Source organism: Cronobacter sp. JZ38 (genome assembly GCF_008932145.1).
Taxonomy (GTDB): Bacteria; Pseudomonadota; Gammaproteobacteria; order Enterobacterales; family Enterobacteriaceae; genus Cronobacter; species Cronobacter muytjensii.
The window spans coordinates 1,860,666-1,874,330 of the sequence record NZ_CP017662.1; the positions used below are offsets into that span (position 1 = coordinate 1,860,666).

13 protein-coding genes are annotated in these 13,665 nt (G+C 56.9%); 7 read left to right on the plus strand and 6 right to left on the minus strand.

Features of this window, described 5'->3' with window-relative positions:
• Nucleotides 1–36 precede the first annotated feature (36 nt).
• Nucleotides 37–348 (plus strand): flagellar hook-basal body complex protein FliE, encoded by a 312-nt coding sequence (gene fliE / locus BJP61_RS08755; protein WP_038862155.1) that lies wholly within the window; start codon nt 37–39, stop codon nt 346–348.
• Between the two features lie 502 nt (nt 349–850).
• Here fliE and BJP61_RS08760 read toward each other — a convergent pair.
• Nucleotides 851–1,534 carry an SOS response-associated peptidase gene (locus BJP61_RS08760; protein ID WP_171998156.1) on the minus strand — a complete coding sequence of 228 codons (684 nt, stop codon included), beginning with the start codon at nt 1,532–1,534 and terminating at the stop codon, nt 851–853.
• Nucleotides 1,535–1,743: 209 nt separating this feature from the next.
• Between BJP61_RS08760 and BJP61_RS08765 the strand changes: the two genes are divergently transcribed.
• Together BJP61_RS08765 and BJP61_RS08770 are read left to right on the plus strand one after the other, a co-directional pair.
• Nucleotides 1,744–2,286: a type IV secretion protein Rhs gene (locus BJP61_RS08765; protein ID WP_171998157.1), complete on the plus strand. Its 543-nt coding sequence runs from the start codon at nt 1,744–1,746 to the stop codon at nt 2,284–2,286.
• The gene (locus BJP61_RS08770) at nt 2,279–2,701 is read left to right on the plus strand and encodes a putative T6SS immunity periplasmic lipoprotein (RefSeq protein ID WP_038862162.1); all 423 of its coding nucleotides are present in this window, start codon (nt 2,279–2,281) and stop codon (nt 2,699–2,701) included. Before BJP61_RS08765 ends, BJP61_RS08770 begins: the two co-directional genes overlap by 8 nt.
• Nucleotides 2,702–2,816: 115 nt before the next feature.
• Here BJP61_RS08770 and yedF read toward each other — a convergent pair whose 3' ends face one another.
• Nucleotides 2,817–3,050, minus strand: a complete 234-nt coding sequence (gene yedF / locus BJP61_RS08775) for a sulfurtransferase-like selenium metabolism protein YedF (protein WP_075192450.1) — start codon at nt 3,048–3,050, stop codon at nt 2,817–2,819.
• Nucleotides 3,047–4,264, minus strand: a complete 1,218-nt coding sequence (gene yedE, locus BJP61_RS08780) for a selenium metabolism membrane protein YedE/FdhT (RefSeq protein WP_171998158.1) — start codon at nt 4,262–4,264, stop codon at nt 3,047–3,049. Before yedE ends, yedF begins: the two co-directional genes overlap by 4 nt.
• Before the next feature lie 203 nt (nt 4,265–4,467).
• Between yedE and yedD the strand changes: the two genes are divergently transcribed.
• Nucleotides 4,468–4,881 carry a lipoprotein YedD gene (gene yedD, locus BJP61_RS08785; protein WP_038862168.1) on the plus strand — a complete coding sequence of 138 codons (414 nt, stop codon included), beginning with the start codon at nt 4,468–4,470 and terminating at the stop codon, nt 4,879–4,881.
• 201 nt (nt 4,882–5,082) lie between these two features.
• On the opposite strand, the gene fliT is transcribed toward yedD, so the two are convergent.
• From fliT to fliD, 3 genes are read right to left on the minus strand one after another with little or no spacing between them, the layout of a single operon-like run.
• Nucleotides 5,083–5,445, minus strand: a complete 363-nt coding sequence (fliT, locus tag BJP61_RS08790) for a flagella biosynthesis regulatory protein FliT (RefSeq protein WP_075192452.1) — start codon at nt 5,443–5,445, stop codon at nt 5,083–5,085.
• Complete coding sequence (fliS, locus tag BJP61_RS08795) at nt 5,445–5,855, minus strand: flagellar export chaperone FliS (protein ID WP_038862173.1); 411 nt, start codon at nt 5,853–5,855, stop codon at nt 5,445–5,447. The genes fliT and fliS overlap by 1 nt, the downstream gene beginning before the upstream one ends.
• Nucleotides 5,856–5,864: 9 nt before the next feature.
• On the minus strand, nt 5,865–7,292 hold the full coding sequence (fliD, locus tag BJP61_RS08800; protein WP_255485518.1) for a flagellar filament capping protein FliD: 1,428 nt from the start codon (nt 7,290–7,292) through the stop codon (nt 5,865–5,867).
• A 437-nt stretch (nt 7,293–7,729) separates the two neighbouring features.
• Here fliD and BJP61_RS08805 point away from each other — a divergent pair, with 437 nt between their 5' ends.
• The 3 genes from BJP61_RS08805 to BJP61_RS08815 all read left to right on the plus strand — a co-directional run bounded on the left by BJP61_RS08805 (nt 7,730) and on the right by BJP61_RS08815 (nt 13,636).
• Nucleotides 7,730–8,566, plus strand: coding sequence for a flagellin (locus BJP61_RS08805; protein WP_038862178.1), 837 nt, complete (start codon nt 7,730–7,732; stop codon nt 8,564–8,566).
• A 273-nt stretch (nt 8,567–8,839) separates the two neighbouring features.
• A complete protein-coding gene (locus tag BJP61_RS08810; RefSeq protein ID WP_171998159.1) occupies nt 8,840–10,261 on the plus strand; it encodes a hypothetical protein in 1,422 nt (473 codons plus the stop codon).
• Between the two features lie 21 nt (nt 10,262–10,282).
• Nucleotides 10,283–13,636, plus strand: a complete 3,354-nt coding sequence (locus BJP61_RS08815) for a bifunctional class I SAM-dependent methyltransferase/glycosyltransferase (protein ID WP_171998160.1) — start codon at nt 10,283–10,285, stop codon at nt 13,634–13,636.
• Nucleotides 13,637–13,665 lie beyond the last annotated feature (29 nt).

The window sequence follows — 13,665 nt, forward strand, 5'->3', positions numbered from 1 at the left end:
TCTGCACCCCGTTGAAAAATCATCCAGGGGTTAAAGATGGCTATTCAGGGTATTGAAGGGGTACTTCAGCAGATGCAGGCCACCATGCAGGTGGCGCGCAATGATGCAGTGCAAACCCCGCCCTCCGTGAGTTTTGCCGGAGAGTTACAGGCCGCGCTTGGACGTATCAGCGATACGCAAAGCGCCGCCCGCACTCAGGCGGAAAAATTCGCAATCGGCACGCCGGGCGTGGCGCTGAACGACGTCATGGTAGACCTGCAGAAGTCGTCGATTTCGCTGCAGATGGGCATCCAGGTGCGTAACAAACTGGTCGCCGCCTATCAGGACATTATGAATATGCAGGTGTAGTGAATTTATCTCGTTGAAATAAATAAGATATCTTAATCAGATCCTGTGATATGGGGCATGGGTGGGGCAAAAGCAGATAACGTCTGGTTTTGTGGCTCAATCTGCCCCATAGTGTTATCTGCTATGTAAAGGCGCTAAAGGACTGGCCCTCATGAAACGCAAACGCCTGCCCGTAGTAACCGACCATGAAAGCTGCTATGCCTTGCCCTGCGACAACGACACCCGCCAGCAGTAGCCAGCCATTACGCGGCGTATGAAGGGCGAGCAGCAGCCCGCCTGTCGATATGAGAACGCTGTCGCTTAATGCCCGTTTTGATGCGCTGATCGCCTGAGACAGTTTTTCCCATTACCAGCCCTTACAGCCAGCCCATATAGTCCGCACTCCAGACCACTGCCGCCACTACCAGTAAAATAATCGTCGTCTTGCGCATGGTATCCGTTCTCTGGTTAAGGTTTTCCTTAACATGATGCCCGCAACGCGGCGGATTATCTAATAAAAGCGTCACGCTACCGGATTGTCGATGGGCGTCAGGAGATCGGGGCTCTGGTTTCTGATATTCCCCACCGCGCGGTCTACCGGGTGCCAGCTAAACGCCTCCGGGCCGAGGGCCGCGTCGTGCGCCAGCTCGCCTGCGCGCGCGTCGGACGTCTCCGGGCTAAGCCAGGCGAGCGCGGCTTCGGCGGTCAACGCCACCGGGCGGCGGTCGTGAATATCAATCAGCCCTTTGTCCGCCGCCGCGGTCACAATCACAAACCCTTCGTGCTCATGGCCTGCGTCAAACGGCGCTTTGCCGATGGCGGCGAAAAAGAGCGGCTCGCCATCGGCGCGGCGAATGAAATAGGGCTGCTTTTTATCACCGTCGCGCTTCCACTCATACCAGCCATCCGCAAAGACAATAGCGCGCCCGTGCTGCCACAGCGGTTTAAACATCCGGCTGGTGGCGGCGGTTTCGACACGCGCATTAATCAGCGGCGTTTTATGCCACCACTCGGGCGCATAGCCCCAGTGCACCGGGTCGAGGTGCAGCACGTCGTCACGCTGGTTCAGCAGCAGCACGCGGCTGCCTGGCGCGACGTTGTAACGGGCGAGCGGCTCCGGGTCAAAAGCGATATCGCGTTCGGCATTCTCATCAAGCGCCGCGAGATATTCCTCACGGCTTAACGTCTGGGCAAATCGACCGCACATAGCAGGGCTCCGGTAACAGGCTTTACCGAAGTATAGGGCAGGAACCCCGCGCCCTCCCGGCAGACACGTTCTACGTGTATTTCATTCCCTCATGACGTGCTGTTCGTTCGCTATCCATGAAACACCTACCAGAATTTGCGACTCTGAATAAGTGAAAATGCTTTTACAATTATAGGCTAAGGAGCTCTCACTTATTTAAAGGAAGGTTTTTGGCAGAGCAAGCTCAACAGGAAGGCAGCCTTCGGCTATTAACGCCAGGCGAAATCAAATTAGCAAAGTCCGTATTCGGTAATTCTGTTACGTACCATAAGGTATGGATCCATCATGACAGCTACCTTCCCCTGGGAATGCAAGGAGATTACGCAGCGTTGACTCTTAATGGTGAGCTTTATTTCCGTTACTGGTACAGAGACGATTTCTCCACGTCGACTGCCAATTTACAGCATCTTTTCATTCATGAGATGAGTCATGTATGGCAGCGCGAGAGAGGAATGTATGTAAAGCTACGCGGCTTTTTCAGTTGGGCTGTAAGTTACCGGTACGGCCTGGATAAACGGACCCTGAGGCAATATCCTCTGGAGCAGCAGGCCCAAATTATTGCCGATCATTTTTTGTTAGAAAATTTTGGTTATGCGCAATGGCTGGTATACAGAGACAGAAGCCAGGACATCGTCTCGTATGATGGCGTTCTCGATGAGTCTACGTTACGTGAGCGATACGCCTACACCCTAAAAGGATTTCCTTATGTTTAAGGCCCCGAAATTATGGCTACTGTCGGTATTTCTGCTGTCCGGCTGTCCTGGCGCAGGGGACAGATTAACCCCCAGCGAAACGACGACAGTGACACTGGTTTCGCAGAATGTCTGCTTTAGCGTGCCGGATGCACAGGATTATTGGCCATCTATTATTATCATCGCGCCACGCAATACGCCGCCTAAGGAGCGTTGGTATCGTGAAAAGCCTGCGCTAAATGTAAAAGATGGGCAGTTATGCCTCCCGCCGTCTTTCTACACGTTCAAAACGCAGACGCCTTATATCGTGGAATATGTGCTGCTCCCCGGAGCGAAAAACAGCAGCGAGGCGTCCCGGCATGTTGTAGCGGGTTTTGAACTAACTAATGGCAATATCCGCGCGCTGGCACTGAATGACAGCGAGATTAGTCGGTAAAAAAACAGCGCTCATTATTAAGAGAGATTGCTGATAACAAGACCGCCTTCAGGGCGGTTTTTTTACATCCGAATGAAAGAACTCCGCGCCCTCCCGCCAGAGAGGGCGCGGCGGGTTATTTCTGGATGAGATAGCGAATCGTCGGGCCATCCTGCTGGATATCCAGCACCGTATAGCCGTGGTTACGGGCATCAAGCGGGATGTTATTGATTGACTGCGGGCAGTCGCTGATCACTTCCAGAATTTCGCCTTTTTTCAGCTGCGGCAGCGCTTCGAGCGTAGCGACAGCGGGGTAAGGGCAGGGCTCGCCGGACATATCCAGGCGGTAGTCGGGAGTCATGGCGTTCATGCGCCCTCCTTAATGGCGTCAATGGCGGCGGCCGGTTTTTGACGCCGGAAAAAGCGTTTTTCCTGGGCGATGACCAGCATCAGCGCGGCGAACAGCAGCAGATAGGTCACCAGCAGCCCGCCGAGCGGCCCGAAGGTATTCAGGAGGTTGATTTTATCCCAGCGGGTGGCGAGCGACGGCGACAGGTCATCCCAGAAGTACGCGAGCAGCGTGGAGCCAATAACGTTGCCAAGCCCCACCCACCAGTAGTGCACCTGACCTTCCACCGCGCGATACATCCAGCCGGTTTCACAGCCGCCTGCCAGCACAATACCGAAGCCGAATAAGAGGCCGCCGAGCACCGCGTTCGGGCCCGCCCACATGATTTTCGGCTCAGCGCCCATTTGCACGTAGCTAAAAATGCCGATGGCGCTGACTGCCATGCCGAAAATAATCGCTTTGGCCATATGGGTGCGCCCGGTTATCCACATGTCGCGAAACGCCGAAGTAAAACAGATTTGCGCGCGTTCGATAAGCAGCCCGAAGCCGACGCCGAACAGCATCGCGAGACCCAGTTTCGGCGCGTTCATCGCGGTGAGCAGCACCCAGCCGATCATGCCTGCGAACACCAGCATGCCGAGGCGAAAGCGGCGCTTCGCCTGGTCCGGCTTTTGCGTAAGCGGCGCGGCGGCGCTCACTTTCTGCATTTTCACCGGGATGCGAAACAGCGGCAGCAGCGTAAAACGCGCGCCGAACCAGGAGCCGATGGCCGTCGCCAGCGCGAAAAACCACGCGTGCAGTGAAAACTGCGGAATGCCGGTAAAGAATGCTGCGAGGTTACAGCCCATTGCGAGACGTGCGCCGAAGCCCGCGATAATGCCGCCCGCCACCGCCTGGATAATGCGGATGCGGTGTTGCGGCAGGCGCAGCTTCACATTGTTGGCCCAGAGCGCGGCCGCGAAGCAGCCGCCGAACATGCCGATAATCATCATCCCGTCGATGCGGGTAAGCGGGGTGCCTTCCAGATGAATCAGTTTAAAGTAGCCCCAGGTTTCGGTATGGACGCCGAACAGCTGTAACAGCTGTCCGCCCCAGCGGGTAAATTCGCCAGTGACGGCCCAGAAGGTGCCGGTGATGCCGAAATAGTAGGTGGAAAGAATGCCTGCGGCGATGACGGCGGGCAGCGGGGCCCAGAAACGGATAAGGTATTGCTGTTTAAAGTCGTGCCATGACATGAATTTTAGCCTCTGAACTCAGACGGAACTAAAAGGCGCCGCGAGGGGCGCCGAAGAAGCCCGCATATTACGCCGCTGTCCGTTTTCGCACAGCAAAAATTCAGCAAAAGCGAATCTGGATCAATTCCTGCGGCGCGGCGTTGGGGTGGAAGCGTTAACGCTTTAATGCCACAATCTTTTTTTCTTCACAGGCAGGACAAACGATGAAAAAAATCGCGCTGGGATTGATGATGCTGGGGCTGAGCGGATGCGTTCAGGTGGAGAACTATAACGAGGTGGTGAAAACGCCGCCGCCTGCGGGGCTTGCGGGGTACTGGCAGTCGAAAGGGCCGCAGGGCAAGCTGGTGAGCCCCGAGGCGATCGCGAGCCTGGTGGTGACGCCCGAAGGCGACACGCTGGATTGCCGTCAGTGGCAGCGGGTCATTGCGTTACCCGGTAAGCTGATGCGCCGCGGCGACGATTTATATAACGTGACGAGTAAGCTTGAGGTGTATTCGCTGGAGCGCATGGGCGACACGCTGGAATACGCGGGGATGACGCTTCAGCGCGTGGAGCGTCCAACGACCGAGTGCGCGGATTTCCTTGCCAAAAACCCGCTGGAGACGCCGCTGCCGTAACGGGCATTGGCAGCAAAAATGAGCCTGGCGCGTATCGGCGTGCCGGGCTTTTTTTATGGGCGAGAAATTTTGAGGGCAGGTAAGCGTGCGCGCACCCACCGCAGGCAAAACACCCGCTTCACACATACACTGCAGTGATATTCCCGGACGGGAGAAAAGCGCAGGGCAGCGGCAGGTCGCCGTGCCCCGACAGACAGGAAATTACGGGTTAAGATCGTGCGGCATCAGCACGTTGCCGGAAAGATTGCCGTAGGTCGACACCAGCGATTTCTGGTTACCATTCTGCTCTATCAGCACGCGCAGCTCTTCCATCCGCGCCTGAAGTTTGGTCTTTAACGCCGCTTCGTTCGCCAGCACTTTGGTCAGCAATTCGCGCGCTTTTTCCTGAAACACACTATTGTCCGGCTCGACAGGGTTGCGGGCAATCGCCTCAACCAGCGCCACGTATTTCACTTCCTGTTCAATCAGCTCATCCCACTGTCCTGAATTCGCCAGGCTGAGCATGGTATTACTAAGCGCGTAAAGCGCCTGCCAGTTATTTAGGGATGAGATGAAATCATTCATCAGAAGGTTTCCTGCGCGATAGTAGAGCCAGGGCCAATCTGCTTCCAGGCGTCAGCAATATTGGTCATCAGGGTTTCGACTTCATTGATGGCATCAACATCGTTACGCAGGTTCGCATGCAGTAAACGTCGCACCATATATTCATAAAGCGAGGCCAGGTTTTGGGGGAGATCGCCGCCAATATCCATATTCAGGCCAGCTTTAAGTCCGTTATCGATAATGTTGATGGCTTTGGTCAGCGCCTGCCCTTTCGCCTGGGTGTCGCCCTGTTCGATAAACAGGCGCGCGCGGACAAGGGCACTGAGAGCCCCGTCAAACAACATTACGACCAGCTGGTGTGGACTTGCGCTCATTACCGCACTTTCCAGGCCCACCTGCTGGTAGGCCTGAACACCAGAGCTATTGTACATATCCGTTCCTTAACTGCTTGAAGAGAATTGTTTGGTCAGGTACGTTGAGGTGCTGTTCAGTTTGCTCACCAGGGAATCCAGGTTGCTAAACTGCGCCTTGTAACGCGCCATGGTCGCTTCGATGGACGCTTCCATCGCGGTATAACGCTTATCCAGCGATTTCAGCGTGTCGTTAATGCTGTTTTTGGCATTCTGAATCACCCCTTCTTTGCCCGTGGTGGTGCTGAGCATGGAGGTCAGGGTGTTATTCATCTTCGTCGCCATACCCGTGGTTTTACCGTCGCCCACAAAGTAAGCCTGAACGGCGTCCGGGTTTTCGGTCAGCGCCTTCGTCAGTTTAGCATCGTCAATTTTCAGGTTGCCGGCTGCGCCATCAGCGCCCAGAACCGGATCCTGCGTAATGCCTAACTGCGCGAGGATAGCGTAACTGCCGCTCTGTACTTCCGTCAGCGTGCTGCGCAGCTGAGACTGAATTGAACGCACGTTGCTGTCGCCAATCAGCGCGCCGTTGTTGGCGGACTGGGTCGCGCCCGCGTCCACTTTCACATATTTGGTGAGCGAAGCGATGGTCGACTGCAGCGAGTTATACGCGCTGACCCAGTCGGTGACGGCTTTTTTGTTGGCGTCGGTCGCGCGGGTGACGGACAGCGTTTCGTTGGCGGTGCTCTGCGCTTTCAGCGTCAGCGTGGTGCCCGGCAGCGCGTCGGAAATCACGTTAGTGGAACGCTCGATTTCGATATCGTTAACGACCACTTTGGCGTTCTGCGAGGCGGTCTGGATGGACAGCGCGCCGGTTTTAGACGCGGAGTCGAAGCCAATCACGCCCTGCAACGTATCGTCGCCGGTGACCGTTACGGTCATATCATTGCTGGTGCCGGTCGTTTTCGAGGTCAGCATCAGGCGGAAATCGCCATCGGCCGCTTTAATGACGCTCGCGGAGACGTTGCCGCCCGCTTTGTTAATGGCCTTCGCAATGCCGTTCAGCGAGGTATCGCCATCAGCCAGAGAAACGGTCAGCGGTTTTGTGGTGCCCGGCTGGCTGATGGTGACGGTACGGGTGGTGCCGGTCGTGGCGCCAAGCTGCGTGGTGCTGCTGGCGATAGAGCCGGAGGTCAGCACCTGCGCTTTCGCCATCTGTTTTACGTTGACGGTGTAATCACCGGTCATCGCATCGCTGGTGGTGGTCGCGGCAAAGGCGGTATTGGTGCCGTTAACTGCCGTGGAGTTCCAGGTGGCGGTTTTGCCCAGCGTCGCCGTCGCGGTCTGCAGGCTTTGCAGGGAGCTTTGCAGCTTGCTGTAAGCGCTCAGTTGCGTGTTATACGTGCTCTGCTGTTTGGTAATAACCGTCAGTTTGGTCTGCTCTGCCGCTTCCAGCTTGTCATACAGATCGGCAAGCCCAAGATTCGTGCCTACCCCGAGATTACTGATTGTAGCCATGCGTGATTTCCTTGAGGTCGATGGTCGTTTCAGTGTCTTATCGGCGACGCAAAGCAAAAGTTTACTCTCGCGGCCAAAAAAATAATCCCAGGAATAGATGACAGAGTCGCAGGCTATTGAACCGATAGCGCGCCCTAAGCGAAATCATTTCCCTTCTTTATATGCCGGTAAAAGAAAAACGATCCCGAGCTATTAATAAGGAAAGAGAAGGGGAAAAAACGCACAGAATATATTTATCCTTTATATAAGAATAATCTTAGTTCGAAGCCTTATAATCAGACATTAAATAAAATAAATATTTAAAAAACAATAACATGTAATTTTTTTGAGTTTGTTTCTAAAGTCTTTTTAAGAAGCGTCGATAACCTTGTTGACGGTGAGAGACGCCGTGAGTGTTAGGCACCGAACCTAAACCCCATTTTTGAAGGAATTAAATTATGTCAGTTATCAATACTAACCTTTTGTCCCTGACCACTCAGACCAACCTGAACAAATCTCAGTCTGCTCTGGGCACTGCTATCGAGCGTCTGTCCTCTGGTCTGCGTATCAACAGCGCTAAAGATGACGCTGCTGGCCAGGCGATTGCTAACCGTATGACCTCTCAGGTTAAAGGTATGACTCAGGCTGCTCGTAACGCTAACGACGGCATCTCCCTGGTTCAGACCGCTGAAGGTAACCTGAACGAAATCAACACCAACTTACAGCGTATCCGTGAGCTGGCTGTTCAGGCTGCAAACGACACCAACGGTTCTACCGACCTGACTTCCATCAACACGGAAATCACTCAGCGTCTGTCTGAAATCGACCGTATCGCTGGTGGTGCTAACTTCAACGGCAAAAAACTGCTGGACGGTTCTGTAAGCACCGCTCTGAAAATTCAGGTTGGCGCTGGTACTTCTTCTAACGATACCATCTCCATCGACAGCAACGCACTGATCAACGCCACTTCTGGTACTCTGGACGCAAGCCTGAGCACCTCTATCGCAGACAACTCCTCTGCACAGGCTGTTATCTCTGCTGCTGACGCTGCTATCGCTAAGATCGATACCGCGCGTTCTAACATGGGTGCGATTCAGAACCGTTTTGAATCTACCATCAACAACCTGAACAACTCTATCAACAACCTGTCTGCGGCACAGTCCCGTATCCAGGACGCTGACTACGCGACCGAAGTTTCTAACATGTCTCGCGCTCAGATCCTGCAACAGGCTGGTACTTCTGTACTGTCTCAGGCAAACCAGGTTCCGCAGTCCATGCTGTCCCTGCTGCGTTAATAGACGCTCAAGCTTTCAAAAAGGTTGCTGGAAACAGCAACCTTTTTTTTTGCCTTTCTGTTATCGGCCCTCGCCTTAAATGCAATCTCCAAAATAAGCCGCTATTCGCGGGGTTTTTCCCTCCATTATGCCCGCGCGCCCGGTGTTACCCTTTCAGGAAAGCTTCCTCTTTGTATGCCGCGAAGGGAATTCACCCCCCAGGTTGCGACAGATACGGCCGGATTGACTGGCAAAACGCCGTTGCGCGTTGCAATTAATGACGAGTTAACACCGATGAATCAGTTTGCCCAGTGTCGTGCAATGCATCAGTACTACCGTGACATCTTTACCCGCGATATCTATCTGCCGGAAGCGGATGTCATGCCGTCGCACCTGGTCGCGGAAGTGCTTCACTTCTGGAGCACCGATTACGCCGCGCTGGAGCCCGCCATCATGGCGGCGCAAACCCGCCTTGATGAAGACAACGCGCTGGCGGTGAAACATCTGCTCTGTGCCGCGACGCTCGCCAACCAGGCGTTTGACAGTAAAAAGCAGGGGCATCAGGTCGCCGCGGCGGAAGGCTTTGGCGAACAGGTCACCGCGCATGTGGTGGAAGCGCTTAAGCGCGACGACTCGGTCAATCTCGTAGTGGTCGCCATTCAGTTGCTGTTTCGCGTGGGCGAAATTGACGGCGCCGTCTTTTTAATCTCCAACCATCTTTCACGCCTGAGCAACAGCGCGCCGGTGCTGAAAATCCTGCTGATGATCTGCCTGATGGAAGAAGACTATAACCAGGCATACGTCGTTATTCAGGCGCTGACGGCGGACTCTTCCTTAATAGAAGAAGACACCCTGACGCTGCTGATGATCGTCTGCGGTATTTACAAGCTCGGCGGCTGCCCGGATTCCTTTATCGATTTCCGCCCGCTGAACGACGCGCTGCCGCTGCCGGACTACAACCGTTATACCTGGCATATCCCGAAAGCCGCGACCGGCAACACCACGGTGCTGGTCTCCTGCGATCCGAAATATTTCTTCGATCACGCCCAGGCGCTGGTGGCCTCCGTGTATGACACCAACGGCACCGCGCTTGACGTACATCTGCACATCTATAACTGCGACGCGCGTTGCGAAGCCCGCGTGCGCGACATGCAGGCGGCGTTTCCTGGCCTGAATGTGTCCCTTAGCAGCGAAATCATCGAGCCGGTGCGCGGTATCAACGTGCACTACGCCTCGCGTCGTTTTGTCTTCCTGCGCCACGCGCTGGAACAGTTCGACACGCCGGTGATTCTGCTGGACGCCGATTGTCTGGTTCGCCACCCGTGGGCCGAGGTTCACGCGCGTCTCGATAACGCCGATCTGATCCTCACCTGCAGCGACGGCGCGCCGCTCTGGGAGCGCGTGCTCGGCGGCTTTATTTATGCCCGTCCCACTGAGGCCAATTTCCGTTATCTCGACATCGTCGCGCGCTTTATCGACCGCAACCTGGCGGCACAAAACAACGAATGGTTCCTGGATCAGGTGGCGCTCTCCTTTGCGCTCGACACGCTGCCCGCCGTCGAGCAGATGCAGGTGCGTCGTGAAGCCGCTGCGCGTCTTATCAGCATTAACCACACGGCTGACGCGTTCAGCTGGGTCGTGACGACGGATAAGCATAGTGACGGCGCTTACAGCGATTATAAAACCAGCCTGATGGCGAAATACCTCGCCGCTTAAGCTCTGGACTTTTTAAAACGGATGAATGATGTGAAGACGCTCTACCCGGAACACCGCATTAGCCCAACCGCGCTGCACGCCAGCGCCGCGCTTAACCACGTGGCGGCGACGCTGCCCGCGTTCGCGCGCGTGCTGGAGATTGGCTGCGGGGCAGGCGAGGCGCTGATTGCCCACGCCCGCGCCTGGCCGAACAGCATCGCGCTCGGTATCGATCTTGACGAAGGGCGTATCGGCGAAGGGCAACAGCAGATCCAGGCAAGCGGGCTTACCAATATTGAGCTGTTCGCCGCGGGTCTGGGCGATCTGCTGGCGGTGTCGCCGGGCGAGTTCGATTACATCATCATTCACGGGCGTTTTTCTTACACGGATGCCGACACGCGCGACGCGCTGCTGGGCTGGTGCCGTCGGCACCTTTCCGCGCAGGGCGTCATTGCGTATCACGCGGTTGCGCTGTCGGACAACGACGATGAGACGACGCTGCGTAACGCGCTGGCGTTCCACAGTGCGCGCGCCGCAAGCGAGGCAGAGAAGCTGTCTTCTGCGCGCGCCATGCTTGGCTATCTGGCGATGACGCTGCCGGACGGCGCGCTGAAAACGCAGGTGACGGACGCCGAGGCGCTGGACGATGCCTCGCTCAGGAAGCGTTACCTGACCGGCGACGCGGCGACGGGTGATTACACCGATTTCGCCCGCGCGATGCAGGCGCTGGATCTGGATTGTATCGGCGACGCGCTGGCGCAGACCGACCTTGCCGCCTCTTACGGCGAGCGTCAGCAGCAGCTGCACGCGATGATTGCAGGCCAGAGCGACCGCCACAGCGCGCGTCAGTATCTCGATTTTGCGGTCAACCGCCGCGAGCGCTTTACGCTGCTCTGCGCCGCAGGCGCGGCGCAGCCGTCGTTCGTGCCGGATCTGGCCGTCCTTGAGTCGCTGCAGTGGGCGGGCAATTTCACGCGCGTGTTTACCATTAACGGGCTCGTGGTCAGCGGCCATATTTCACAGTCCGGCGTGCCGGTGCGCACCGAAAACCCGGTGACGCTGCAAATTCTCGACCTGCTGGGCGGCGCCTGGCCTATGAGCCTGAGCGTTGAACAGCTGGTCTTTAACTGCCGTCTGCCGGAGCGGCCGGGCGATGACACCCGCAGGCTGGTGCTGGAATCGCTGCGCGATCTCTTTTTGAACAACCTCGACGGGCTTCACTGGAGCGTTGCGCCGGGGCCGTATAACCTGGCGGATAACGACGTCTTAATGCCGGTAGCGCCATTTGCGCAAACCGATGACGACACCCACATCATGAACCTGTGGGGCGAGGCGGTGACCGTCACGCCCGCGCAGGCACGCTGGCTGCGCGACGGCATGCGCGCCACCGATGATGAGGCCTGGGCAAGTTTTACCACACTGCGCCTTCGCGGCGTGCTGAAAGGCTCGCCGCTGGCGTGGAAAAACGCGATCCAGCCGTTCCTGCGCACCGGCAAGGTGGCGTGGCTGAAGCAATGTATTAATACGCTGCTGCTGTTAAGCGTCAGCGAGAAGCGCGGCGGCCTGCTGTATAGCGAAACCAGCCTTGATGACGACAGCCAGACCGACAGCATCCACATGGACGCCGTTTATGAAGAAGCTAACCGGCTGATTGGCAAAGGCATGGCGAAAGAGGCGCGCGACTACACCCGCGCGCTGCTGGAAGACGACCCGCAGAATATGCATATCCTGCGCTGCTACTCGCGCACCTGCGTGCTGACCGGCGCGTGGGACGAGGCGCTGGACGCGCTCTGCCGCCTGATGGGCCATTACTTCTCAAGCCTTGATATCTATTACGATCTGGCGACCGCGCTGCAAAAAACGCTCGATCATTTCAACGCCCGTAAAGTGGTGCGCGGCCTGCTGCGCCTCGATGAGAAAAACGGCGGGTTCTGGAACTCGCTGGCGACGCTCTACCACACCTACGGCGACATGACGCTTGCCGAAAAATGCGCCCGCGAGGCGTTTCGCTTCCAGCCGCGCAACCCGCGCTATCTGGCGATGATGGGCGTGGTGCTGAGCGATAACCAGAAGCTCGACGAAGCGCGCTACTTCCTCGAGAAGTCGCTGGAACTCGCCCCGCAGGACTTCGACTGCTTCACCAGCCTGCTGTTTGTGATGACGCACGATAACCGCGTCAGCGCGCAGGAGCTGCTGGCGAAGCACCGCGAGTATGGCGAGCGCGTCACCGCCGCCGCCGCGCGCAGCGCGCTCGACCTGCCGCTGAATAATGTCAAAGACCCCCACCGCAAACTGCGCGTCGGGTTTGTCTCAGGCGATCTTCGCACCCACCCGGTGAGCAACTTCCTGCTGCCGTTCTGGGATTCCTTTGATCGCATGCAGTTTGAGCTGGTGGGCTATAACGCCGCGCCGATGAAAGATAAGGTCACCGATCACCTGAGCGCGGGCGCCGTGCTGTGGCGTGATGTTTATCAGTTAAGCGATCGCGAGCTGGCGCGCCAGATCAATGACGATGGCGTGGACATTCTTATCGATCTCTCCGGGCACACGACCTGGACGCGGCTGCCGATGTTCGCGCTGCGCCCGGCGCCGCTGCAAATGACCTGGATTGGCTACCCCGGCACCACCGGCGTACCGGCGATGGATTACCGTCTGCTCTCCTCAACGCTCGCAAGCCCGCCAGGGCTCGCAGAACAGTTTACCGAGCAGATCCTCTGGGTGCCGATGCGCAAAATTTTCGAGCCGCATCCGCAAAGCCCGGACGTCAACCCGCTGCCGGCGCTGCGTAACGGCCACCTGACCTTTGCAAGCTTTAACCGCCCGAAAAAGGTCAACGACGAAGTGCTCGAACTCTGGGCGCAGATCCTGGTGCGCGAGCCGAGCGCGAAGCTGTTGATGGGCTTTATGGCCGATGACGAGATGATAACGATGATGACGCGCCGCCTGACGCATTTCGGCGCGCGCCCTGAGCAGCTCATTTTCAAAACGCGCACCGGGCTTATCGGGTATCTCGAATATCACCATCACATCGATATTTTGCTCGACGCCTTCCCGTATACCGGCGGCACCACCACCAACCACGGCGCGTGGATGGGCGTACCGACGCTCACCCTCTGCGGCGAGACGATGGCGGGGCGTCAGGGTGTAGAAACAATGAATGGCTATGGACTGCCGGAATTCGTGGCGAACGATAAAGCGGACTACGTCGACAAAGCGCTCTCCTGGCAGGGCCGTTTTGAAGAGCTGAACGCGATTCGCCTCTCCATGCGCAGCCGCATCCCGACGGATAACGCCGACGGGTTCCGGGTGGCTGACACCTTTGAAAAAGGGCTGCGCGAGGCGTGGAAAATTTACTGTACCGCAGAGGCGCCGCGTTCGTTCTTTGTTGAGGAATAACGCGTCGCGACGGCATTACCCATACCGGC

What these genes read in the sequence shown, in the direction of transcription:
- yedD (WP_038862168.1), top strand. Translation starts at nt 4,468, where the DNA reads ATGAAAAAAATCGCGCTGGGATTGATGATGCTGGGGCTGAGCGGATGC.
- BJP61_RS08810 (WP_171998159.1), top strand. Translation starts at nt 8,840, where the DNA reads ATGAATCAGTTTGCCCAGTGTCGTGCAATGCATCAGTACTACCGTGAC.
- BJP61_RS08815 (WP_171998160.1), top strand. Translation starts at nt 10,283, where the DNA reads ATGAATGATGTGAAGACGCTCTACCCGGAACACCGCATTAGCCCAACC.
- BJP61_RS08805 (WP_038862178.1), top strand. Translation starts at nt 7,730, where the DNA reads ATGTCAGTTATCAATACTAACCTTTTGTCCCTGACCACTCAGACCAAC.
- fliD (WP_255485518.1), bottom strand. Translation starts at nt 7,292, where the DNA reads ATGGCTACAATCAGTAATCTCGGGGTAGGCACGAATCTTGGGCTTGCC.
- fliE (WP_038862155.1), top strand. Translation starts at nt 37, where the DNA reads ATGGCTATTCAGGGTATTGAAGGGGTACTTCAGCAGATGCAGGCCACC.
- fliS (WP_038862173.1), bottom strand. Translation starts at nt 5,855, where the DNA reads ATGTACAATAGCTCTGGTGTTCAGGCCTACCAGCAGGTGGGCCTGGAA.
- fliT (WP_075192452.1), bottom strand. Translation starts at nt 5,445, where the DNA reads ATGAATGATTTCATCTCATCCCTAAATAACTGGCAGGCGCTTTACGCG.
- yedF (WP_075192450.1), bottom strand. Translation starts at nt 3,050, where the DNA reads ATGAACGCCATGACTCCCGACTACCGCCTGGATATGTCCGGCGAGCCC.
- yedE (WP_171998158.1), bottom strand. Translation starts at nt 4,264, where the DNA reads ATGTCATGGCACGACTTTAAACAGCAATACCTTATCCGTTTCTGGGCC.
- BJP61_RS08760 (WP_171998156.1), bottom strand. Translation starts at nt 1,534, where the DNA reads ATGTGCGGTCGATTTGCCCAGACGTTAAGCCGTGAGGAATATCTCGCG.
- BJP61_RS08770 (WP_038862162.1), top strand. Translation starts at nt 2,279, where the DNA reads ATGTTTAAGGCCCCGAAATTATGGCTACTGTCGGTATTTCTGCTGTCC.